Source organism: Glaciihabitans sp. GrIS 2.15 (assembly GCF_035984695.1).
In the GTDB taxonomy this organism is placed as follows: domain Bacteria; phylum Actinomycetota; class Actinomycetes; order Actinomycetales; family Microbacteriaceae; genus Lacisediminihabitans.
This window is the reverse complement of sequence record NZ_JAXCHU010000002.1, coordinates 381,035-402,844: the sequence shown is the minus strand read 5'-3', so window position 1 is coordinate 402,844 and position 21,810 is coordinate 381,035. Positions and strand designations below refer to the sequence as shown.

Below are 21,810 nucleotides of genomic sequence, written 5' to 3'. Positions count from 1 at the left end.
ACAGAGGCGGAGCTACGCAAGCCTCTTTAGCTGGTCGCCTCCTCCGGGCGCCTCGAGCCGTGAGGCACGAAAAAAGGAAAAAATTATGGCCGATCCGGCTCGCGCCGCCAAGATGGCGGACCGCATCAAGGTGATCATCGCGAAGACTCTCGAGCGCGGGCTCAAAGACCCGCGGCTGGGATTCGTGACGATCACCGACGTGAAGGTGACCGGCGACCTGCAGCACGCCTCGATCTTCTACACCGTCTACGGCTCCGATGAGGAACGCACGAATTCCGCGGTGGCTCTCAAGTCGGCGACCGGCATGCTGCGCAGCGAGGTCGGCAAGAACATCACCGCACGGCTCACGCCGTCGCTCGAGTTCATCGCCGACGCCGTGCCAGAGAACGCCAAGCACATCGAGGCGCTCCTTGCCGAGGCGGCCAGCCGCGACAGCGAGATCGGCGGCCTGCGAAGCACGGCAAAGTATGCGGGCGACGAAGATCCCTATGTGAAGCCGCGGGTTATCGCCGACGACGAGGACTAGCGCCTTCCGGCAGTGTGCGCGGGTATGCGTGCACGCCCCGGTGAAGCACGCCGGATATCAAGGGAGGGCAGGAGCCGGAGCGGATGCTATTTCAGCAGTCGTGACAGCACTCGGTCGGCGAGTTTCTTGCCACCGGTCTGGCAGGTCGGACAGTACTGCAGGGTCGAATCGGCGAAGATCACCTCTCGGATGATGTCGCCGCAGACCGGGCAGGCTTCTCCCGTGCGTCCGTGTACCTGCAGCCCGGATTTCTTCTCGCGCTTCAACTGAGATGCCGTGAGTCCACCCGAGCGCGAAATCGCCCCCCGCAGCGTCGACTGCACAGCGGCGTAGAGGCGAGCGGTCTCATCGGCTGTCATCGCCGCCGGTTTGAACGGCGACATCTTCGCGGTATGCAGAATTTCGTCGGAGTACGCATTGCCGATTCCCGCGATGTTCGACTGGTTGCGAAGCACGCCCTTGACCTGCGCTCGCCTGGAGCGCGCGAGGATTGCCGCGAAGACCTCTTCGGTGAACTGCGGTTGCAGGGGATCCGGCCCGAGCCGCGCGATACCCGGCACGAGCGCGGGGTCGGTCACGACGTAGAGTGCGAGACTTTTTTTCGACCCAGCCTCTGTGATGTCGAGGCCCGATCCATCGTCCAACACGAGCCGCGCCGCCAGCGGACCACCACCGAGTCGGCTCGGCGGCGGAGGTGGGCCGTCGCGCCAGCGGATCCAACCCGCGCGGGCAAGGTGGATGATCACGTGAAGAACGCCAGCGGCCGCAGTGGAACAGGTGATGTCGAGGAATTTCCCCTGCCGCGACACGCCATCGATCGTCGCCGCGGTGAGAGCGGAAGGCTGCGGATCGAAGGTCTTCAGTGCCGCGAACGACACGATGTCGAGTGAGGCGATGATGCGACCACCGAGGCGGGAGTCGAGATCGGTCACGAGGGCATGGACTTCGGGCAGCTCTGGCACGCCTCCAGTGTCCGCCTGTGCGCGGACATTGTGAAGGGCGGGTCAGCTGGGCAATTCGTAACCGGTTTCGGCCGACCCGACGACCAGCCCGTCGGCGAGCAGGCCGGCGAGACACCGGGAGCGTTGTGAGTCATCCGCCCACAGCAGGTCGAGCTCCGATGCCTGCACCGGAACATCCGAGGCCCGCAGCTCGGCCAAGAGAAGGCCGCGCACCTGTCGATCCGAGCCGTCGAACTTCTTCTGTATCGGCTTGCGCAGCCCCAAATAGGGTGGGTAGCCGGCGGCTCGCCATACGCAGACGGCCGCGAGCGGACACTCGTTGCAGCGCGGGGAGCGGGCCGTGCAGACGATGGCCCCCAGCTCCATCGCGCCGGCATTGAAGAGCCGCGCCCCCTCGAGGTCGGCCGGCAGCAGGGTGTCCATGGCTGCCAGATCACGTCGCACCGAGGGCGGCCCCGCCTCGGCGTCGCCGTCGATCGCGCGAGCGATCACCCGTCGAACATTGGTATCGACCACCGGATGCCGGTCACCATAGGCGAACACCGCCACCGCGCGCGCGGTGTAGTCACCGATGCCGGGCAGGGCGAGCAGTTCGGAAACATCGCGAGGCACGACCCCGCCGTGTCGCTCCACGATGGCGACGGCTGCAGCGTGAAGGTAGAGCGCGCGTCGGGGGTAGCCGAGTCGGTCCCAGGCGCGCACCGCTTCTCCCGATGGCACGGCGGCGAGGGCCGCAGGATCTGGCCATCGCCGCAGCCACTCCTCGAGACGGGGGATCACCCGGCTGACCGGCGTCTGCTGCAGCATGATCTCGCTCACCAGGGTGCCCCACGCGCTGAATCCCGCACGCCGCCAGGGCAGGTCACGACTGTTGGCCACGAACCATTCGGCGACGGCGCTCGCGATACTCACCCGTCCACTCTACGAACCTCAGCTCCCGGGGAATACCGCAGCGTAGGGTTAGCGTATGGCCAGATGGCAGCCCGAAAAAAAGGACGCACTTGACGCACTCGCCGCCGAGATCGTCGCACTCTATGCGGGCGGCCGCGTCGTCGTCGCGATCGACGGGATGGATGGGGCGGGCAAGACCCACTTCGCCGACGATCTCGCCGTCGCTCTCACCGCGACCGGACGCTCGGTCTTTCGGGCATCCATGGATGACTTCCATCGCTCCCAGGCCGAACGTCATGCACGCGGAGCCGAGTCGTCGGACGGCTATTACCGGGACTCCTTCGACTACTCCACTTTTCGGCGCGTTCTTCTCGAGCCGTTCCGTATGGGCGGGAGCACCGCGTTCGTGACCGCAGCGTTCGACCACGTGCGCGACCTTCCCGTGCAGTCGAAGTGGCGCACCGGGCCGAAGGACGCGATGCTTGTGCTCGACGGTATCTTCCTCAACCGTCCGGAGCTCGCCGGGTTGTGGAACTACTCCGTGTGGCTCGATGTGACGCGAGAAATTGCCGAAAAGCGGATGCTCGACCGTGACGGCCCCACGGGGAACCCCGAGCGTTATCGGGGCGGGCAGGATCTCTACCTGTCCGAGGTGAACCCGCGCACCGCGGCCTCGAGCATCATCGACAACAGCGACTTCGATCATCCGCGGCGCATATTCGCCGACTCCTGCTGAGCTGATTCCCGCTTATCGTTATCTGGCTAGCGACCGAGCGGCTGACGCATGCGCTCGATCACCGTGGCGGTGGGGATGAACTCGCCGCTCCGCTCAACCTCGTGCACCAGGTCCACGAGTTCCGCGCTCACCGGAGTCGGCACTCCCACCGCCGCACCGCGCTGCACGACGGCACCGTTGAGATAGTCGATCTCGGTCGGCTGGCCGCGACGAATGCTCTGGAGCGTCGATCCTGGATTGGGCCGAGATCCCATCCGCCGCCTCATCCGCAGGGGAAGTAGTTGCCCGACCGAGGCAGGCAGGCGAACGAGTGCGGACAGTGTGCGGGGGGAGAGCCCCTGCAGGGGCGCGAACTCGATGCCACTCGCCCGCGCCACTCGCACGGCTTCGCGCATGGTCTCGGTCATGATGGCGCGCAGTTGTCGATCACCGATCACCTCCTGCACGCTGAGGCCGGTGGCGGCGGAAAGACCGTTGACGTGGTTGACGATGAGCTTCGTCCACTGGGCGCCCTCGAAGTTGTCGGTGAGCTCAACGGGCATTATCGCCCCGAGGATTTTCGAGGCGTAGAGGGCCGGAAGCACCGAGCCGCCAAGGAAGGTCGGACCGGTCGTCGTGACGGTGATGATGCCGGGGGAGAGATACGAAGCGGCGTAGAGGGCCAGCGCGCCGACGATGTCCGATCGGGGTGCCGCCTGCCGGGCAGAGTTGATCCCCTCCAAGCCGTTCTGCACGACGACGACAGGGATTCCGACGAGGAACTCGGCGTTTGCGCGGAGGGCGCCCCTGGCATCCTGGGCCTTTGTGGTGAGGAAGGCGATGTCGGGGGAGACGGTGAGGCTCTTGACCGCGTCAACCTGCACGGTGAAGTCTCCCCAGCCGCCGACGAGCTGAAGGCCAGTGCCCAGAAGGGCAGTCAGTTGCTCCCCGCGCGCGACAACCTGCACCTCGTGGCCGGCTCGCGCAAGAAGAGCGGCGATCGTTCCGCCGATTGCCCCTGCACCGATCACCGCTACCCTCATCTGGCGATCATAGCGAGCGATGCCAGTGTGGATTACCGGGGGCATCGGGGGCGCTTGATCCAGTGCGTGCGGCGTTCCGCGCGGCGCTCGCCGGTGACGCTGGGTTCTTCTCCGCGCGTATCGCTTTCTCCGCAAGGAAGGCGGCCTCACCGTGCTCGAATCGCAGAACCTCCTCGCGGGTGGCATGCTGATCACTACGATGATGGGGCTGCGGATGACGGATGACGGTGACCGCGATCCGAACGCAGCGGAGCTCCTCACGGCGGCTTTCCCGGCGAAGCTCGACTTGCTGCGCAGCCTCACCGGACCCGAGCGTGAGCTGAAGAGGGAGACCGAAGCGTGAGCGAAGCGCACGGCCGCAGCGGCATCCTGCTCATCGACAAGCCGGCCGGAATCACCAGTCACGATGTGGTCGCGCGCACCCGTAAACGCGCTGGCACCCGCAAAGTGGGGCACGCCGGCACACTCGACCCGATGGCGACAGGCCTACTCGTGCTCGGCATCAACAACTCGACCCGGCTACTCACCTCCCTGGTCGGACTCGACAAGGAGTATTTCGCCACCATCCGGCTCGGATCTGCCACGAACACCGACGACGCCGACGGCGAGCCGATCGAGGTTGCCGAGCCCGGACGGGTGGACGCACTCACCGCGGCCGCAGTTTCCGCCGCTCTCGTTCCTCTCACCGGCGCAATCAGGCAGGTCCCAAGCAGTGTGAGCGCGATCCGTGTCGACGGTAAACGGGCCTACACGCTCGCGCGCGAAGGGGAGATCGTCGAACTCGCTGCCCGATCCGTGACGGTCTCCGCGCTCGAGGTCCTCGGGTCGAGGCGTGAGGCCCACTTTTACGATCTCGATGTGCGGGTGCGCTGCAGCTCCGGTACCTACATCCGGGCGATTGCGCGCGATCTCGGCGCTGCGCTCGGCGTGGGTGGCCACCTCACGGCGCTGCGGCGCAGCATGATCGGGCCATTCAGCGTCGCGGATGCCGCGGACCTCGAGTCTCTCGACGTCGCCGCCGCCCTGATTGCGCCGGCCGCCATCGCGGCCGCACTGTTCCCGGTGTTCGCCCTCGACGCCGAGCAGGCCGTAGACCTGGGGCACGGTAAACGTCTCGTCGCCGAGCGCCCCGAGGGCCTCCCGGGACCTGTGGCCGCGATCGCACCCGACGGTCGCCTGGTTGGCCTGCTGGAGTTCACCGCGGGAATCGGCAAGCCGATAGTCAACTTCGCGCCCGACGTACTCACCGAGCCGGAGGTGGGAGAGTGATCGAGTGGTTCACCTGGCTGCAGGTCGGAGTCGCACTCATTGCGGGGCTGTTCTGCCTCGTGCTCGGCCTTCTCGGTCGCCAGCCCAACGATTATTCGCTCGGGGCGACACTGCTCGTCGAGCTTCTGCTTGTCGCCCAGCTGGTCGTAGCGATCGTGGCACCCTTCGTGGGAAATCCACCTCGCGGCAGCCTGCCGGAGTTCTACATCTATCTCGTGTCGGCGCTCCTCCTCCCCCCGCTTGCCGGATTCTGGGCCCTCCTTGAGCGAAATCGGTGGGCGACGGTCGTGCTCGGTGTGGTCTGTCTCGCCGTCGCGGTGATGGTCTACCGCATGTATCAGATCTGGGTCTTCCAAGTGGCCTAATCTTGAGGTGATGGCTGCCAAAACTTCTCCCCGCCCGGCGCGGGCCAGATCCCTCGGAATTGGACGGGTCCTCGTGGCCGTCTACGGCATTCTCGCCCTCGCCGCCACCGGGCGTTCGGTGTTTCAGATCATCGACCGGTTCGCCGAAGCGCCGCTCGCATTCTCGCTCTCCGCGCTGTCCGCGGTCGTCTACATCGTCGCCACGATCGCCCTCGTTGCTCCGGGAGCACCCTGGTATCGCGTGGCGCGGCTCACAATCGGATTCGAGCTCGTCGGCGTGCTCGTCGTTGGTACTATCAGCCTCGTCTCCCCTGGCCTGCTCGGACTCCACAGCATCAATCCGTTCGGACGGGAGGCGACCGTCTGGTCGGCCTACGGTCTCGGCTACCTGCTCATCCCGCTCGTGCTTCCGGTGCTCGGGCTGCTCTACCTGCGTGCGCGGCGTCCCGCATCGATCCCGACGGACGGGTCGGCATGAAGTTCTACCCCTCCCTCGGTGACGTGCCTGCCGGCTTCGGTCCTTCTGCCGTCACGATAGGAAAGTTCGACGGGGTTCACTCCGGGCATCGCAGCGTCATCGCCCGGCTGCGCCAGGAGGCCGCGGCGGCCGGGCTCGTGTCGACGGTGCTCACCTTCGACCGGCATCCGCTCGCCCTTCTGAGCCCGGGCTCGCACCCGGAGAGCCTGACGAGCAACGACCAGAAGCGCGCCGTGCTTGAGACGACCGGTATCGATGCCCTCGTGATGATCGAGTTCACGTATGACTTCAGCCTCAAAGAGCCGGAAGACTTCGTGACGGATGTGCTCGTGGCGGCCCTTCACGCAAAGCTCGTGTTCGTCGGACCCGACTTCCGGTTCGGCCATCGCGGACTCGGCACTGTCGAGTTGCTCAAACGCCTCGGTCACCTGCACGGCTTCGAGGTGCGGATGATCGAGGCCGTCCGTCCGCTCGGTGACCGGGTGATCTCCTCCACCTGGATCCGTGACCTGTTGGCCGAGGGGCGTGTCGCCGAAGCGGCGACCCTCCTAGAACGCCAGGCAAGCGTGCGCGGGATTGTGGTGCACGGGGAGCGCCGTGGCCGTGAGCTCGGGTATCCCACTGCCAACCTCGCCCGCGCAGTCGAGGGATTCGTGCCAGCCGACGGGGTCTACGCCGCCTATGCGACCGTCGACGGTCGCACCATTCCCGCAGCAGTGTCGATCGGCAACAACCCCACCTTCGTCGGGGTGCCCGACAAGCAGATCGAGGCCCACCTGCTCGACGAAGACCTCGATCTTTACGGTAAGACCATGGAGATCGCCTTCGTGGAATACATCCGCGGCATGGAGAAGTTTGCGAGCGTTGGCGAGTTGGTCGCCCAGATGACCCTCGACGAGGCCAGGGTGCGCGAACTGCTCGGGGTGTCGGCACGTACTACCCCGATCGGGCCGCGCGCGTAGCGGACCGGATCCACCGCTGGCTGGCTCGCGGGCAGCGCCAACGCTGGCTTCGGCGCCAAGCGAGTGATCAGCGTCGTTCGCGACCGGTCAGCTGACAACCTCGGTGCGGTGCACGAGCGCTGCGGCGCCGATGAGCGGTCCGTCGCTCGATAGCCCGGAGGGCACCACCCTCACCTTGGTGACGAAACCGAACTGCCAGCGCGTGGCGATTGCGGTGCGCATGTGGTCGAACAAGACCGGGGTCACCTGCGAGAAACCGCCGCCGATCGCCACGATCTCCAGGTCGACGAGGGATGTCGCGGAGGCGATGACCTGTCCGATGGCGCGCCCGGAGCGCTCGATCGCCGCGGCGGCGATCGGATCTCCCGCGCGGAAACTCGCTCCGAGCTCCTCTCCCGTGGTCCCCGTCCAGCCCTGACGGCGCGCCCACGCCACAGTCTTGGGTCCGGAGGCGATGGCCTCGACGCATCCGATTCCGCCACACAGGCAGGGATCGTCAAAGCCCGCGACCTCGACATGGCCGATGTGACCGGCATTTCCGGTGGGTCCGGATACGGTATTGCCGTGCAGCACGAGGCCGCCCCCGATTCCGGTGGAGACGATCATGCCCATCACGTTGTCATAGCCGCGACCGGCGCCCACCCAGTGTTCCGCGAGCGCGATGCAGATGCCGTCCATGCGCAGAACGACGGGGACGTCGGGAAGTGCGGCTGCCACTTGGTCGCGCAACGGATAGTCTCGCCAGACCCCGAGATTGAGGGGAGAGACCCGCCCCTCGACCTCATTGACGGGCCCCGCGGAACCGATTCCGGCACCCACCAGGGTCGCTCCGGTCGGGAGAGCTGCGGCGGCGAGAGCGACAACTTCGTCGACGGAAAGGGCGAGTTGGTCGGAGTCGCGATCCGCACCGGTGGGCGCTCGAAACCGGCTGCTGGCGAGCACCACGCCGGCGGGATCGACGAGGGCCGCCTCCACCTTCGTGCCGCCCAGATCCACGGCTAAGGCATACGACAAGCTCATGCGGTGGTCCGCGATGCGACGAACAGCACGAGATAGTAAAACGCGAACATCGAGACGATTCCAATCAGTGGCCAGTAAAACGCGTAACGCCCGCGGACCTCGAAGAGGATGAATAGTGACGTGCCGGCGAACCAGGACAGCACGGAAAGGATTTTTGTGAGGATACCGAACGCCGGCACGATGAACTGGTCGGCGTAGAAACTCGCCAATGCGAGCATGAAGATCAGGCCGACGAGGCTGAACGCTATCGCGACCACAATGTCGAGGATCACGACGGGTCGCGGCCTGGTTCTGCTGGGCGGCGCCGCGGGCCGATTCGGCGTCTTCGTCGTCATGGCACCAGCCTATTGGACGGCTCGCGGCGTAAAGTTTGTCACGTGCCCGTTGCCGACCTGATCTTTGAGCGCACGATCGATTTGCCGCCGATTATCGTCTGGGATGCACTCATCGACCCGGATCTACTCGCCGGGTGGCTGGGCGAGGTGCGGATAGTTTCCACCGAATCGCCCCGCTTCCACATCCTCTGGCCCGGCGCCGATGCCCGACAATCGACAGCGGGCACGGTGGCCGAGTTCGAGGCGCCTCGGCACCTCCGGATCGAGACGGATAATCGCGGGATCATCGAGTGCACGCTTCTGAGCATCCCGGGAGGACTGCGGGGATCGAGCACCGAACTGACGCTGCGGGTCGATGCCGGGGTCGAGCCAGTCTTCGCCCCGAAGGTACGCGACGAGTGGCAGACCAGCCTCAACCGTCTCGAGCGACTGCTGCACGGGCATCCGGTTGACTGGACGAATCTTGACGAACAATCGGACGGCACCACCGGCGTTGGTGGCACCTCCGGTCGCTCCGTGAACTCTCCTCGCTGACCGCACGCTCACCTGCGCGGACAACGCGGGAACTCTGCTCACATGAGCAGTTGGCGCGCAGATGTTGAAACAGGCCACACGACGGCATAGCGTTGGGTGAACGACTCGGACGGGGGTGCGCTGTGACCACGACAGTGGAGCTGCTGTCCGTGCGCGCCGCCGAATTGTACTACGAAGAGAACAAGACCCAGGATGAGATTGGCGTCCTCCTCGGTCTCACCCGTTGGAAAGTGGGAAGGCTGCTCACCCAAGCGCGCGAACTCGGAATCGTTCGAATCGAAATCGTTCACCCCCGGGCGCGAAAACACTCGATGGAACGAGAGCTGTGCGAGCGCTTCTCGTTGGTGGACGCCGTGGTGGTTCCCTCGGCTGCCGATGGATCGAGCGTGGCCGACCGGGTTGCGGAAGCGGCAGCGGACTACCTGCGCGCGCTGCGTCCGCCGCCGGCAACGCTCGGTGTGAGCTGGGGCCGCACCCTCGACTCAATCGCCGAGCACCTCCCAGACGGTTGGGCGAGGGGCGTCGACGTCGTGCAGATCAATGGGGGTGTGAGCCTCAATCGACGAGCGGGAACTGCTGCGTCAACCGCCGTCGTGATCGCCCGCACCGGCGGAGGGCAGGCCACGCTGCTGCCGAGTCCGGCGATCCTTGAGCACCGCAAGACCCGACTCGCGATCGAAGCCGACCGCACTGTCGCCGGGGTGCTTGAGAGAGCTGCCGGGGCATCCGCCTATCTCTACAGCGCCGGCGTGGCAGATGCGAGCTCCGTGTTGGTCGACAGCGGCTACCTCAGTCCTGAGGATGTCGCGGAACTGGTGAGCCGGGGCGCCGTCGGCGACGTCGTTGGCCGCTATATCGACGCGGACGGCAACATCGTCGACAACGAGCTCGACGGGCGTACCGTGGGGATTTCCCTGACACAGCTTCGCTCGGCAGCCCTGGCGATCGCGGTGATCTCGGGCGGGCCGAAGCAGGCGATCGCCCGAGCGGTCGTCTCGAGTTCGCTCTGCTCAGTTTTTATCACCGACGAGGCGACCGCAAAAGCCGTTCTCGATAATCCGGATTCCGGCACCACACTCCAGGAAAGAAGCTGACAGCATGACCATCGAACAGGCGATATCGCTCGCCCCCGCCGAGCGTGCGATCCAGCTCATCGGCGGCGACCTTACCGAGAAGAGCCTCCGGCTGCATCTCGAGGGACTGCCCGGGGTGGATGCCGTTGGCCTCGAGGCCCGCGCCGCCTCGCTCGGCACCCGCTCGATCAAGACCACGTCCAAGGCCTGGGCGCTCGACAAGGTCATTGAGCTCATCGACCTCACAACGCTTGAAGGCTCTGACACCCCCGGAAAGGTGCAGTCTCTCGTTGCGAAGGCGATGATCCCCGATCCGTCCGACCTGTCTGCGCCGCATGTCGCCGCGGTCTGTGTTTATGGCGACATGGTGCCCTACGCGGTCGAGGCGCTGGGAGCCGCGGGCGGCGAGTCGGGTATCCATGTCGCCGCGGTCGCCACCGCCTTCCCGAGTGGGCGTGCCTCGCTCCCGGTGAAGATCGCGGACACGAAGGACGCCGTGTCATCCGGCGCCGACGAGATCGACATGGTGATCGACCGCGGGGCGTTCCTCTCTGGCCGTTACGGACTCGTCTTCGACCAGATCGTCGCGGTGAAGGAGGCCTGCCGGCGAGCGAATGGCAGCTATGCGCACCTCAAGGTGATCCTGGAGACGGGGGAGCTCACCACCTATGACAACGTGCGCCGGGCATCCTGGCTCGCGATCCTGGCCGGAGGGGACCTCATCAAGACCTCCACCGGCAAAGTGGCGCCCGCTGCGACCCTTCCCGTCACGCTCCTCATGCTCCAGGTCGTGAACGACTGGTACCGCCTCACCGGCGAGAGAATCGGCGTCAAGCCGGCCGGTGGCATCCGCACCTCAAAGGACGCGATCAAATACCTCGTCACCGTCGCCGAGACCGTGGGGGAGGAGTGGCTCCAGCCGCATCTCTTCCGGTTCGGGGCCTCCAGCCTGCTCAACGACGTGCTTATGCAGCGTCAAAAACTCACTTCCGGCCACTACAGCGGCCCCGACTACGTAACGGTGGACTGACCACAATGCCTGAAACCAACCGCTTCCTCGATTACGCTCCGGCTCCCGAGTCCACCGCGATCCTCAACCTCCGGGAGAGCTACGGCCTCTTCATCGATGGTCAATTCTCCGACGGCCACGGTGAGTCTTTCCCGACAATTTCCCCGGCCACGGAGGCGAAGATCGCGCAGATCGCCACGGCGGATGCCTCGGATGTCGACCGCGCCGTCGCCGCGGCCCGCCGCGCCTACTCCCGCACCTGGTCCAAGCTCTCGGGCGCCGACCGCGGAAAGTATCTCTTCCGCATCGCGCGTCTTGTGCAGGAACGCGCCCGTGAACTCGCCGTCGCCGAGAGCCTCGACAACGGCAAGCCGATCAAGGAGTCGCGGGATGTCGACGTGCCTCTGGTTGCGGCGTGGTTCTTCTATTACGCCGGCTGGGCCGACAAGCTCGACTATGCCGGACTCGGGCCGAACCCGCGATCGCTCGGTGTCGCGGCGCAGGTGATCCCCTGGAACTTCCCGCTGCTGATGCTCGCCTGGAAAATCGCCCCAGCGCTCGCCGCCGGCAATACCGTCGTGATCAAGCCCGCGGAGACCACGCCGCTCACCGCGCTCATCTTCGCCGAGATTCTCCAGCAGGCCGACCTCCCGGCCGGTGTCGTGAACATCATCACGGGCGCTGGAGACACCGGGTCACTGCTGGTGAATCATCCGGATGTCAACAAGGTCGCCTTCACCGGATCAACCGCGGTCGGTCGCGCCATCGCCCGTTCCACGGCAGGTTCTGGCAAGAAGCTCACTCTTGAACTCGGTGGCAAGGCCGCGAACATCGTCTTCGACGATGCTCCGATGGACCAGGCGATCGAGGGCATTGTCAACGGCATCTTCTTCAACCAGGGTCACGTGTGCTGTGCCGGGTCCCGCCTGCTGGTGCAGGAGAACGTGAAGGACGAGGTGGTCGACCGGCTCAAGGCGCGACTCTCGACGCTGCGCCTCGGTGATCCGCTCGATAAGAACACCGACATCGGGGCGATCAACTCCCGCGCCCAACTCGAACGTATTCGCGAGCTCTCAAACATCGGCGAGCAAGAGGGAGCCGAGCGCTGGACCGCCGACTGCGAGATTCCGAAGAACGGATTCTGGTTCGCGCCAACCATCTTCACCAACGTGTCGACGAGTCATCGCATTGCACGGGAAGAGGTCTTCGGACCGGTGCTTAGCGTGCTGAGCTTCCGCACCCCCGCCGAGGCGATCTCGAAGGCGAACAACACGCCCTACGGCCTTTCGGCCGGAATCTGGAGCTCGAACGGCAGCCGAGTGCTCGGTGTGGCGGATAAGCTGCGTGCCGGGGTCGTCTGGATCAACACCTTCAACCAGTTCGATCCTGCCAGCCCCTTCGGCGGCTACAAGGAGTCGGGCTACGGCCGAGAGGGTGGCCGGCACGGCCTCGCGGCGTATCTGACCGGTGCGGCTCTCGAGTCCTCCGGTCGGGGTTCCTCGTCCGCCGCGCTCACCAAGGGAGCATCCAAATGACCCGCCTCGCCGTCCCGAAGACCTACAAGCTCTACATCGGGGGCAAGTTCCCGCGCAGTGAATCCGGTCGCGTCTATCCGGTCGCCACCTCCAATGGCGTGTTCCTGGCGAATGCGGCACAGGCCTCTCGCAAAGATGCCCGGGATGCTGTCGTCGCGGCCCGCGCCGCAAGCTCCGGCTGGGCCGGGGCCACCGGCTACAACCGCGGTCAGGTGCTCTACCGCATCGCGGAGCTGCTCGAGGGGCGTCGCGCCCAATTCGTGGACGAGTTACGCCTCAGCGAGGGTCTTTCCGAGTCGGCCGCCCAGAGGCAGGTGGATGCCGCCATCGATGTTTGGGTCTGGTACGCAGGCTGGGCGGACAAGTACGTGCAGGTGGCCGGCAACGGCAACCCGGTGAGCGGACCCTATTTCAACATCTCGACCCCGGAGGCGACCGGCGTGGTGGCGATTATCGCGCCGCAGGAGTCGAGTCTTCTCGGGCTGGTCAGTGTCATCGCACCCGCCCTGGTAAGTGGCAATACGGTGGTGGTCGTGGCGAGCGAGCGTGCTCCGCTCGCCGCGATCAGCCTGAGCGAGGTGCTCGCGACGAGCGATGTGCCCGGTGGAGTGATCAACGTGCTCACCGGGTCTGCGGCCGAGATCGCTCCCTGGCTCGCGAGCCACGCCGATGTCAACGCCCTCGACCTGGCGGGAGCTGACGAGTTGGCCGGGGACCTGACCTGGATCGACCTGCAGATCGCCGGCGCCGAGACGCTCAAGCGCGTTCTTCCTCCGGAAAGCGGCGTGCCAACGCCATCAGTGGAGCGCATAACCTTCTTCACCGAGACGAAGACGGTGTGGCACACGAAGGGAATCATCTGACGACCGGCGTGCGAGGGCCCGCCCCCGGTTTGGGGTCGCGCCGCGAGTGGATTGGCGCGTCTAGGCTGATCGAATGATGCATCGGGGGAATCTGACGGTACGACACGCACGGGCGGCCCTGGTCGTCGCAGTGCTTGTGCTCTTCGGTCTGACGTCGGTGGGCGTGACGAGCGCGTCCGCATCCGAAGCGGATACGATCGCCGCCCTGGTGAACCAGGCTCGCGCGAGTGCGGGGCTTCCCGGTCTCATCCACAATCCGGCGATGGATTCCGTGGCACTGCAGTGGGCGAATCACATGGGCGCTGCCCAGTCGATGACCCACAACCCCGATTACAGTACCCAAATCCCCTCAGGCTGGAGCCGGGCAGGCGAGAACGTCGCAATGGGCCAGCCCACGCCTGCGGAGATGCACACAGCGTGGATGAACTCTGCCGGCCACCGTGCCAACATCCTCGGCGACTTCACCGACATCGGCATCGCCTTCGTCACGGTGAACGGCACGACCTGGGGCGTCGAAGATTTCGGCAAATATGCCGGGCATGCTGGTGCGCCAGCGCCAGCGCCAGCGCCAGCGCCAGTTTCCGCTGCAGCCGCTCCCGCTGCAGCCGTTCCCGCTCCCGCTGCAGCCGCTCCCGCCGCTCCCGCTGCAGCAACGGCATCATTCCGCACAGAGCCCGCCTCCCCACCCAGTCCCGGATCGGAACCCGTGACTCTGAGCGCAGTGGCTTCCGCTGCCCAGAAGCCCTTTCCCATCGGCTACGTTCTCGGTGGCATCCTCGTGGTCATCGGTATCGGTGGCGGCATCTACGGCCAGCGACTGCGCATTCGGGGTCGGCGACCACCGCGCTTCTAGCGTCCCAGGTCTGCCCAGTCAACCCGTCTCGACGTCATGCCGACTTTCAGTCTGGATGCCTAGGATTGTTAGATGGCTAAGGCAGTTGAAAAAGGCAAGTTGGTGCTGGTCACCGGGGCGACCGGTTATATCGGCGGTCGGCTCGTGCCGCGGCTCATCGGTGCGGGCTATCGCGTTCGCGTCTTCGTACGCAATCCGGAAAAGCTTATCGACGTCCCCTGGGCGCACCAGGTCGAGATCGTCGAGGGTGATCTCAGAGACGCGCCCTCCGTAGCCAAGGCGGTCGAGGACATCGACGTGCTCTACTATCTCGTTCACTCGATGGGCGCGAAAGGGGAGTTCGAGCAGACCGAGCGAACTGCCGCCACCAATGTTGCGACAGCGGCGCTGGCCGCGGGTGTTTCGCGCATCGTCTATCTGGGCGGTCTGCATCCCGACGGTGAGCTCTCGCCTCACCTTCGCTCCCGCGCGGAGGTCGGGCGGATCCTGCTCGAATCCGGGGTACCGACGGCGGCGCTGCAGGCAGGCGTTGTGATCGGCTCTGGATCGACCTCGTTCGAGATGGTGCGTCATCTCACCGACGTGCTGCCCTATATGCCCGCGCCGCAGTGGGTGCGTAATTTCATTCAGCCGATCGCGGTCCGCGACGTTCTTTACTACTTGGTGGAATCAGCCACTCTGCCGCACGAAGTCAACCGAACCTTCGATATCGGTGGTCCGAACGTGTTGCGGTACGGGCAGATGATGAACGGCTATGCCCTCGAAGCCGGGCTCAAACAGCGGCCCATCGCGGCTCTTCCCGTGCTCACCCCGTGGCTCGCCTCCCAGTGGGTCAATCTGGTCACCCCGATCCCGCGTGCCCTGGCCGTGCCGATCATCGCGTCGTTGCAGTACGACTGCGTGGTGCACGAGCATGACATCGAAAACTTCATTCCCGATCCAGAGGGGGGGCTCACGCCCTATCGTCGGTCGGTGCGCCTGGCGCTCGGCAACGTGCGTAATGGCACGGTTGAGACCAGCTGGCTGGGTGCAGCGGTGAGCGATGTACCGAGCAATCGGCTGCCAAGTGACCCCGAGTGGACCGGTCAAACCGTCTACACGGACCTACGGGAATTGCACTCGACGGCGCCGACGGATCAGGTCTGGCGGGTCATCGAGGGCATCGGGGGAGACAACGGCTGGTACTCCTTTCCCATCGCCTGGGCGGTGAGAGGCTGGTTGGATAAACTCGTGGGTGGCGTGGGCCTTCGGCGCGGGCGACTCAACGCCGCCCACCTCAACGCGGGTGATGCGCTGGACTTTTGGCGGGTCGAAGAGCTCGATCGCGGCCGATTCCTTCGTCTTCGCGCCGAGATGAAAGTGCCAGGGGGAGCCTGGTTGGAACTCAGCGTGACTCCCGACGAGGTCAACGGAGGATCGCAGTATCGCCAGCGTGCCGTCTTCTTTCCCCAGGGGCTCGGCGGGCGGCTCTACTGGTTCAGTGTCTTGCCGTTCCATGGCGTGATCTTCGCCGGGATGGCCACCAAAATCACGCAGACGGCCGAGGCGCAGGTGCTGGCCGACAGCAGGGCTGCTCACTGAACACGACTCGGCGGCACTTCCTCTCTAGCGTTTCCCAGCGCCGCCAGTCATGATGGAGGGCACGCACCAACCAAACGGTGCGACCTGGGAGGTCACGCCTTGACTGCAGACACTGTAGTTTTTCTCGGAGATAGCCTTACGCAGGGAGGCACCTGGGAAAGCTGGTTCCCCGAGCTCAACGCCATCAACCTGGGTGTCGGTGGCAATACTACCGATGATGTACTCGGTCGCCTCGAATCGGTCGTGGCGCTCAATCCCGATGAGATTGTCCTCATGATCGGAACCAACGATCTCGGGATGCGCCGCAATGTCGAGAGCCTGGTGCGCAATATCCAATCGATCCTCGTCGAACTACGTCGCGACCTTCCGGGATCTCGAATGCTTGTGCAATCCATCGCGCCGCGCGGGCGTGAATTCGCGGACCGTATCCGTGAAGCGAACATCCATCTGCGGCAGTTTTCCGCCACCGTTCACGCACAGTTCCTCGACCTCTGGCCGACGATGGCCCTAGAGGACGGTGAACTGAACCCGACCTACTCCGATGACCGCCTGCACCTCAACGAGGCCGGTTATGAAGCCTGGCTCTCGGAGCTTCGTCCGGCTCTCGTGCGACTACGGGACCTTCCGCCGATGACGAGCCCGATCCGTGCGATCATGCTCGACGACTACGCGCGACCGACCCCTCAGGGCTGACCCTCCATAACCCGGGAATCACAGCTGGCCGATGAGCCGGAGGTAGAACGCGACTCCGCGTCGCAGCGTGGAGACGTGCATCCGCTCATCGATCGCATGAAGGGTGCCGCGCTCGTCGGTCGACATCTCGAACGGGCTGAATCGATAGATGAAGTCGCTGATCCGTGTGAAATAGCGGCTGTCGCTGGCCGCCATCATCACATAGGGCGTGACGATCGTTCCGGGATACGTCTCTTCGATCGTCGTGCGCACGAGCTGCCAAGCCGGCCCGCTTGTCGGCGAGACCGGCGAAGGTTCGTTCGGATGGACTATGTCGAGCCGAACGAGGGGATCGTTGATCGCCCGGCGCACGTGCTTCACCGCGTCGGCGACCGACGAGTCGATGGCGACCCGGATGTTCACGGTGGCCACCGCTCGCTCCGCGAGCGCGTTAGCCGCCTGGCTGCCTTTCAGCATCGTCACGGCCTGGGTTGTTCGAATCATTGCGCTCGTCTCCGGGCTGAGTCGTCCGAAGAGCAGGAGCAGCAGTGGCTTTGTGATCCAGAGATTGGTGAAGACCCATCGCAGAGGGGTGGAGGCATGCATCCCGAGCGTTCGGATCATCTCACTCGTGGTCGGGGTGAATCCGGCCCGGAAGGGCCGGTTGTTCAGCCGGACGATAGCGGTGGCGAGGCGAGCCGTCGCAGACAGCTTCGGCGGAGTCGAGGCGTGACCGCCCTGCTGGTCGACCGTGAGTGTCAGGGTCAGAATGCCCTTCTCGCTCACCCCTACGACAGCGATCGGGCCGGAAACGCCGGGGAAGATGTCTTCGACGACAGCACCCCCCTCGTCGATCACCAGGCACGGGCGGATGCCTCGGGACTCGAGAAGTTCCACTATCGCCCGTGCCCCGCTGCCCTCGGTCTCCTCGTCGTGACCGAAGCTCAGGTAGAGGTCGGCTTCCAATTCATGTCCGGCCAAGACCTGCGCTTCAACGGCCTCCAGGATGCAGGCGAGCGAGCCCTTGTCGTCGAGGGTGCCGCGCCCCCAGATCAGTTGGTCGTCGCCCGCTCCAACGAGCTCGGCAGAAAAAGGTGGATGCGTCCAGCCCTCGACCGTCGCCGGTACGACGTCGTAGTGGGCCATGAACACCGTTGGCGGACCGTCGGTGCGCCCGCGCCACCGGTACAGCATCGAATAGCCCATCACGAGCTCGCGCGACAGGACGGCGTGGGTTGCCGGATACAGGTCAGGCAGCAGGGCTATGAGGGCGTCGAACGGCGCCCAGTCGGTGTCTGATGGATTGGGTCGCGAGATCGTCGCGAGCCGCACGAGGGCCTGCAAGTGGGCGACGGGATCAGCCATGGGTCCATCCTGCAACACAGCGCGCGGGAGAATGGTGCAATGACTTCGTACCCGACACCCGAGTTCCGACGTCCGGCTCTGGCTCCCGGCATTCTCGGGGCCATCGTGCTGATCGCGGGGCTCGCGCTAATCGACAACCCCGGTGGATTTCTCTTCATCAAGTTCGGGGTGGCGATCCTGGCACTGATCATGTGTGTATTCTCCTGGCAGGCTGGCCAATGGTGGTGGATTATCGGGCTCGCCGCAATTGCTGTGGCCTGGAATCCGATCTGGCCCTTCGCCTTCAGCGGGCAGGTCTGGGTTGCCACACAGTTCGTAGCCGCACTCCTGTTCGTCGCCGTGGGACTGCAGGTGAAGGTCGTCAACCCGGAAGATCGAAATAGCCGGTCGAAGCCGGGTGTGCGCCGGTAATTACCTCCCTGCTGCAGCCACGCGCGGGAGCTTCTTCTCCGGTCGAAGCACGGACGTGTTCTCGCGGGGTGTCACCTGGCCGCGTCATCGTGCCGGGGGAATCCTCGGTGGCGGTGTGCTCGTCGAAACGTCCACTACGGCGAATCACGGCGAGTCTGATACCCGGTCGGGCAGGCTAAAATGTATTTGGCTGGTGATTCGCGCCTCACGGCGGCCGCGAATCGGGCTCGAACGATTGGGCTCGAAGTGACCGACGGTACTGTGAACGGAAATCCTCTCTCTCGCCCGATTCTGGCGGCGAGAGGATCGAATGGCGGCGTCTCGACACCGGTGCATCCCCCCGCGCACCTCGCGCCCCAACGTGACGCGCCGTCGTTGCGCTCCGATCTGGTGCTCGCCAAGGGGCGCCTCGCTCTCCTCAATACGGGGGCCACTCCCCAGGAAGCGATGATCGAAGACCTGCTCTTTGTGCGGTCTGTGCTGGATGTCGCGGGAATCGACTTCCTCCTCGTGCGTGGCAATGACAGCCGACCTGTGCTCGCGGTTGATTGGCGCGAACGCAAGGTGCTGCGCACTGCCCTTGCCCGCGCCTGCGTCGACGAACCGTTCTACTCCAAGCCTGCCGACGGATCCAGCGGTGCCACCGTACTACTCGCGGACGGTCGGCTGGCGCTCGATTCGAAGGTTCGCGCGGTCGTGTTGTTCCGTCCCCGCATCACTGCAGAGGGCGCACTGCGCTACGGCGCGGCGACCGGTGTGCGTCTCGAGCTCTGGAAGTCGAGCGCAGATGCATTCCTTGCCCCCGACGAGAATGCGCTGATGCGCACGACCCTGCCGCGCGAGGAGGCCGTGCGAGGCACGGTCGAGCTCTATGGCCAGGAGTGGCCGACGCTCGAGGGAATGTTCGCTCCCCAGGCGAAGGACGTCGACTTCGACATCGACCTCGTCTTCTCCTGGGTGGACGGCGCCGCCATCGAGTGGCAGCGCGCCCGCGCTCGTCGCATGAAGGCCTACGTCGTCGGCGAGGGGGACGACTCCCATGCGCGCTTTCGCCAACTCGACGAACTGAAGTACGCCCTTCGCTCGGTTTACCTCTTCGCCCCCTGGGTGCGCAACATCTACATCGTGACCGATTCACCGCGACCGGAGTGGCTCGCCGAGCATCCGCGGGTCACGATAGTGCCGAGTGAGGAGTTCTTCGCTGACCCCTCCGTGCTTCCCACTCATAACTCGCAGGCCGTGGAGAGCCAGCTGCATAACATTCCCGGTCTCAGCGAGCATTTCCTCTATTCGAATGACGACATGTTCTTCGGTCGCGCGGTCTCACCGGACATGTTCTTCTCGCCGGGTGGCGTAACCAAATTCATCGAGGCGACGACGCGCATCGGCATGGGGGAGTCCAATCTGGCCCGCAGCGGATTCGAGAACGCTGCCAGGGTGAACCGCCGACTCATTCAGGAGCGCTTCGGGCGCACGATTACGCGGCACCTCGAACACACGCCCACTCCGCTGCGCAAGTCGGTGATGCAGCAGCTGGAGGCCGAGTTCCCGGAGGACTTTCGCCGCACCGCTGCGAGCACATTCCGGTCGGCGACGGACATCTCGGTCACCAATTCGCTGTATCACTACTACGCATGGGTCACCGGTCGCGCCGTCGCACAGACGGATGCGACGGTCAGGTACGTAGACACGACGATGCGGGCCGGCCTCGCCGAGATGACGACCCTCCTCAAGCGTCGCAACATCGACATGTTCTGCCTCAATGACGGTAGTTTTCCCGAGTTGACGGCCGAAGAACGAGCCGCGGCCGTGCGGTCATTTCTCGACTCGTACTTTCCGATCGCCGCCCCGTGGGAGCGGCCGGTCGAGGAGGAACTGCCTGGCGGGTTCGGCCTTGACGGCCCCGTCACGAGCGGATGAGGGCCTTCCGCCGAACGGCGACAGTCGGCTGACTCGTCTTCTCAGACGATAACGAGTTCACGTGTCGGCGGGTGGAGTTCTTCGTCGGTAACCGCTACCTCTGGAGAGGGCGGCAGGGTGCCGCTCACCGGAATCTCCACGCCGTTTCTTGCGAGGATGAGGGCCGTCTCGGCGGCGCTCACATATGAGACCGCAGCATTCTGGCCGAGAGGCACCACGGAGTGCAGCACGGTGTTCTCGTACACGTGCACAAGGTTGAAGGCTTGGGCGCCATCGCGTCCACGCGTGCCACCGACCGGAACGTTGAGATCCTGGGTATAGCAGGTGGCAGAGGCGACAGATACCGGGATGCCGGCGAAGGTCGAGTTGGTCGAGTAGTGCAGATGTCCGGCGATGATGCTTCGCACGTCGGACCCCTGCAACACCTCGGCGAGTCCGGCCTGGTCGCGTAGTTCCACCAGTACCGCGAGATCGAGAACACTCGGAATGGGCGGGTGGTGCATGGCGAGAATGGTGCCATGCGGAGCGGGGGAGGCGAGCTCCTCGGCGAGCCAGTCGAGCTGCGCGCCGGTGACCTCGCCGTAGTGGTGACCCGGGACTGTCGAATCGAGAGCGATGACTCGCAGTCCGCCGATCCAGTGCACCCGGTCGATGGGAGCGGTGGACGGATGCTGGCCGAGCAGGGTCGTGCGGAATGCCCCGCGGTCGTCATGGTTGCCCATCACCCAGATGACCGTGGCACCGTAGCGGAGCGCGGCCGGCTCGACTATCGCCTTCAATTCTTCGTAGGCGATCGGATCGCCGACATCCGCAAGGTCTCCGGTGATGATGATGGCCTCCGGGCGCGCCCCGGAGGCATCGAGTTCGGAGAAGAGTTGGCGGAGGTGCGTCTTGCTGTCGACTGAGCCGCCATAAAGCCCTCCATCGCCGGCGACGAAATGGGTATCGCTCAGGTGGACAATGAAGTGGTCGGGCCGTGGATACTGGGCCGTGTAACCGGACATGTGCCAATCCCATCACTCCAAGCTGGCCGGTTGGTGAACAAACTGCGGCGATCCCTATCCCCAGATCGGGGAGACGTGTGTACCAAAGTGGGTCGGAACGCCCTAAACTAATGGCAGCATCCGATCATTCCGTCTGTTGCCTCGACCCCGGTGCTTGAGAACTGTCGGTATCCGGATGTCGACTCACCGCTGTCTCATTCACGGCTGTCTGACTCACCACGGGTTCGACTTCGTGATCGTGCGACGGCGTACTGCCCTCGTGGCAGCTTCATTCGGGATTACTCGGTCACCATCGGCACCTTCTCGCGCGGCCAACCGGCCTCTCATCTCGGGGGACACCCCCTTCGAGGGCAACCGGTCGATGCGCAGACGATGCTCTGAGACGCAGGAGAAGCATGGCTCGGTCCGGCCAGGGACAGTCCGC

General features: G+C 65.1%; 24 protein-coding genes. 17 read left to right on the top strand and 7 right to left on the bottom strand.

The annotated features are described in order from the left end of the window. Positions 1–85 precede the first annotated feature (85 nt). The gene (gene rbfA, locus RCH11_RS04300; protein WP_327055746.1) at positions 86–526 is read left to right on the top strand and encodes a 30S ribosome-binding factor RbfA; all 441 of its coding nucleotides are present in this window, start codon (positions 86–88) and stop codon (positions 524–526) included. Positions 527–612: 86 nt separating this feature from the next. Here rbfA and RCH11_RS04295 read toward each other — a convergent pair whose 3' ends face one another. Then, on the bottom strand, positions 613–1,488 hold the full coding sequence (locus tag RCH11_RS04295) for an Fpg/Nei family DNA glycosylase (protein ID WP_327055745.1): 876 nt from the start codon (positions 1,486–1,488) through the stop codon (positions 613–615). 42 nt (positions 1,489–1,530) lie between these two features. Beyond that, positions 1,531–2,400 (bottom strand): A/G-specific adenine glycosylase, encoded by an 870-nt coding sequence (locus tag RCH11_RS04290; RefSeq protein WP_327055744.1) that lies wholly within the window; start codon positions 2,398–2,400, stop codon positions 1,531–1,533. A gap of 55 nt (positions 2,401–2,455) precedes the next feature. On the opposite strand from RCH11_RS04290, the gene RCH11_RS04285 reads away from it, so the two are divergent. Further along, a complete protein-coding gene (locus RCH11_RS04285) occupies positions 2,456–3,115 on the top strand; it encodes a uridine kinase (protein WP_327055743.1) in 660 nt (219 codons plus the stop codon). A 26-nt stretch (positions 3,116–3,141) separates the two neighbouring features. Here the strand turns inward: RCH11_RS04285 and RCH11_RS04280 are convergent, their stop codons facing one another. After that, positions 3,142–4,137 carry a ketopantoate reductase family protein gene (locus RCH11_RS04280; protein ID WP_327055742.1) on the bottom strand — a complete coding sequence of 332 codons (996 nt, stop codon included), beginning with the start codon at positions 4,135–4,137 and terminating at the stop codon, positions 3,142–3,144. Positions 4,138–4,288: 151 nt separating this feature from the next. Between RCH11_RS04280 and RCH11_RS04275 the strand changes: the two genes are divergently transcribed. From RCH11_RS04275 to RCH11_RS04255, 5 genes are read left to right on the top strand one after another with little or no spacing between them, the layout of a single operon-like run. After that, positions 4,289–4,480 (top strand): hypothetical protein, encoded by a 192-nt coding sequence (locus RCH11_RS04275; RefSeq protein WP_327055741.1) that lies wholly within the window; start codon positions 4,289–4,291, stop codon positions 4,478–4,480. Next, positions 4,477–5,406 carry a tRNA pseudouridine(55) synthase TruB gene (truB, locus tag RCH11_RS04270; RefSeq protein ID WP_327055740.1) on the top strand — a complete coding sequence of 310 codons (930 nt, stop codon included), beginning with the start codon at positions 4,477–4,479 and terminating at the stop codon, positions 5,404–5,406. The genes RCH11_RS04275 and truB overlap by 4 nt, the downstream gene beginning before the upstream one ends. Beyond that, the gene (locus tag RCH11_RS04265) at positions 5,403–5,771 is read left to right on the top strand and encodes a hypothetical protein (RefSeq protein WP_327055739.1); all 369 of its coding nucleotides are present in this window, start codon (positions 5,403–5,405) and stop codon (positions 5,769–5,771) included. The genes truB and RCH11_RS04265 overlap by 4 nt, the downstream gene beginning before the upstream one ends. A 10-nt stretch (positions 5,772–5,781) precedes the next feature. Continuing rightward, positions 5,782–6,249 carry a hypothetical protein gene (locus tag RCH11_RS04260; RefSeq protein WP_327055738.1) on the top strand — a complete coding sequence of 156 codons (468 nt, stop codon included), beginning with the start codon at positions 5,782–5,784 and terminating at the stop codon, positions 6,247–6,249. Continuing rightward, positions 6,246–7,211 (top strand): bifunctional riboflavin kinase/FAD synthetase, encoded by a 966-nt coding sequence (locus RCH11_RS04255; RefSeq protein WP_327055737.1) that lies wholly within the window; start codon positions 6,246–6,248, stop codon positions 7,209–7,211. The genes RCH11_RS04260 and RCH11_RS04255 overlap by 4 nt, the downstream gene beginning before the upstream one ends. A gap of 87 nt (positions 7,212–7,298) precedes the next feature. Here RCH11_RS04255 and RCH11_RS04250 read toward each other — a convergent pair whose 3' ends face one another. Next, on the bottom strand, positions 7,299–8,231 hold the full coding sequence (locus RCH11_RS04250) for an ROK family protein (protein ID WP_327055736.1): 933 nt from the start codon (positions 8,229–8,231) through the stop codon (positions 7,299–7,301). Continuing rightward, positions 8,228–8,566 carry a hypothetical protein gene (locus RCH11_RS04245; protein ID WP_327055735.1) on the bottom strand — a complete coding sequence of 113 codons (339 nt, stop codon included), beginning with the start codon at positions 8,564–8,566 and terminating at the stop codon, positions 8,228–8,230. The genes RCH11_RS04250 and RCH11_RS04245 overlap by 4 nt, the downstream gene beginning before the upstream one ends. Before the next feature lie 42 nt (positions 8,567–8,608). On the opposite strand from RCH11_RS04245, the gene RCH11_RS04240 reads away from it, so the two are divergent. The 8 genes from RCH11_RS04240 to RCH11_RS04205 all read left to right on the top strand — a co-directional run bounded on the left by RCH11_RS04240 (position 8,609) and on the right by RCH11_RS04205 (position 16,707). After that, positions 8,609–9,100: an SRPBCC family protein gene (locus RCH11_RS04240; RefSeq protein WP_327055734.1), complete on the top strand. Its 492-nt coding sequence runs from the start codon at positions 8,609–8,611 to the stop codon at positions 9,098–9,100. 122 nt (positions 9,101–9,222) lie between these two features. Continuing rightward, complete coding sequence (locus RCH11_RS04235) at positions 9,223–10,194, top strand: sugar-binding transcriptional regulator (protein ID WP_327055733.1); 972 nt, start codon at positions 9,223–9,225, stop codon at positions 10,192–10,194. Between the two features lie 4 nt (positions 10,195–10,198). Further along, a complete protein-coding gene (deoC, locus tag RCH11_RS04230) occupies positions 10,199–11,203 on the top strand; it encodes a deoxyribose-phosphate aldolase (RefSeq protein ID WP_327055732.1) in 1,005 nt (334 codons plus the stop codon). A 5-nt stretch (positions 11,204–11,208) separates the two neighbouring features. Further along, entirely contained in the window at positions 11,209–12,717 is a 1,509-nt protein-coding gene (locus tag RCH11_RS04225) for an aldehyde dehydrogenase family protein (RefSeq protein WP_327055731.1), read from the top strand. Continuing rightward, positions 12,714–13,580, top strand: coding sequence for an aldehyde dehydrogenase family protein (locus RCH11_RS04220; RefSeq protein WP_327055730.1), 867 nt, complete (start codon positions 12,714–12,716; stop codon positions 13,578–13,580). Before RCH11_RS04225 ends, RCH11_RS04220 begins: the two co-directional genes overlap by 4 nt. A gap of 73 nt (positions 13,581–13,653) precedes the next feature. Next, positions 13,654–14,433 (top strand): CAP domain-containing protein, encoded by a 780-nt coding sequence (locus RCH11_RS04215; RefSeq protein ID WP_327055729.1) that lies wholly within the window; start codon positions 13,654–13,656, stop codon positions 14,431–14,433. A gap of 72 nt (positions 14,434–14,505) precedes the next feature. Next, positions 14,506–16,014 (top strand): SDR family oxidoreductase, encoded by a 1,509-nt coding sequence (locus tag RCH11_RS04210; protein ID WP_327055728.1) that lies wholly within the window; start codon positions 14,506–14,508, stop codon positions 16,012–16,014. Positions 16,015–16,113: 99 nt separating this feature from the next. Further along, positions 16,114–16,707 carry a GDSL-type esterase/lipase family protein gene (locus RCH11_RS04205; RefSeq protein ID WP_327055727.1) on the top strand — a complete coding sequence of 198 codons (594 nt, stop codon included), beginning with the start codon at positions 16,114–16,116 and terminating at the stop codon, positions 16,705–16,707. Positions 16,708–16,725: 18 nt separating this feature from the next. Here RCH11_RS04205 and RCH11_RS04200 read toward each other — a convergent pair whose 3' ends face one another. After that, on the bottom strand, positions 16,726–18,051 hold the full coding sequence (locus RCH11_RS04200; RefSeq protein ID WP_327055726.1) for a M20/M25/M40 family metallo-hydrolase: 1,326 nt from the start codon (positions 18,049–18,051) through the stop codon (positions 16,726–16,728). Positions 18,052–18,090: 39 nt separating this feature from the next. On the opposite strand from RCH11_RS04200, the gene RCH11_RS04195 reads away from it, so the two are divergent. Beyond that, positions 18,091–18,462 (top strand): DUF6804 family protein, encoded by a 372-nt coding sequence (locus RCH11_RS04195; protein ID WP_327055725.1) that lies wholly within the window; start codon positions 18,091–18,093, stop codon positions 18,460–18,462. 330 nt (positions 18,463–18,792) lie between these two features. Next, complete coding sequence (locus tag RCH11_RS04190; protein ID WP_327055816.1) at positions 18,793–20,382, top strand: stealth family protein; 1,590 nt, start codon at positions 18,793–18,795, stop codon at positions 20,380–20,382. Between the two features lie 41 nt (positions 20,383–20,423). On the opposite strand, the gene RCH11_RS04185 is transcribed toward RCH11_RS04190, so the two are convergent. After that, positions 20,424–21,386, bottom strand: coding sequence for a phosphodiesterase (locus tag RCH11_RS04185; RefSeq protein WP_327055724.1), 963 nt, complete (start codon positions 21,384–21,386; stop codon positions 20,424–20,426). Between the last annotated feature and the right edge of the window lie 424 nt (positions 21,387–21,810).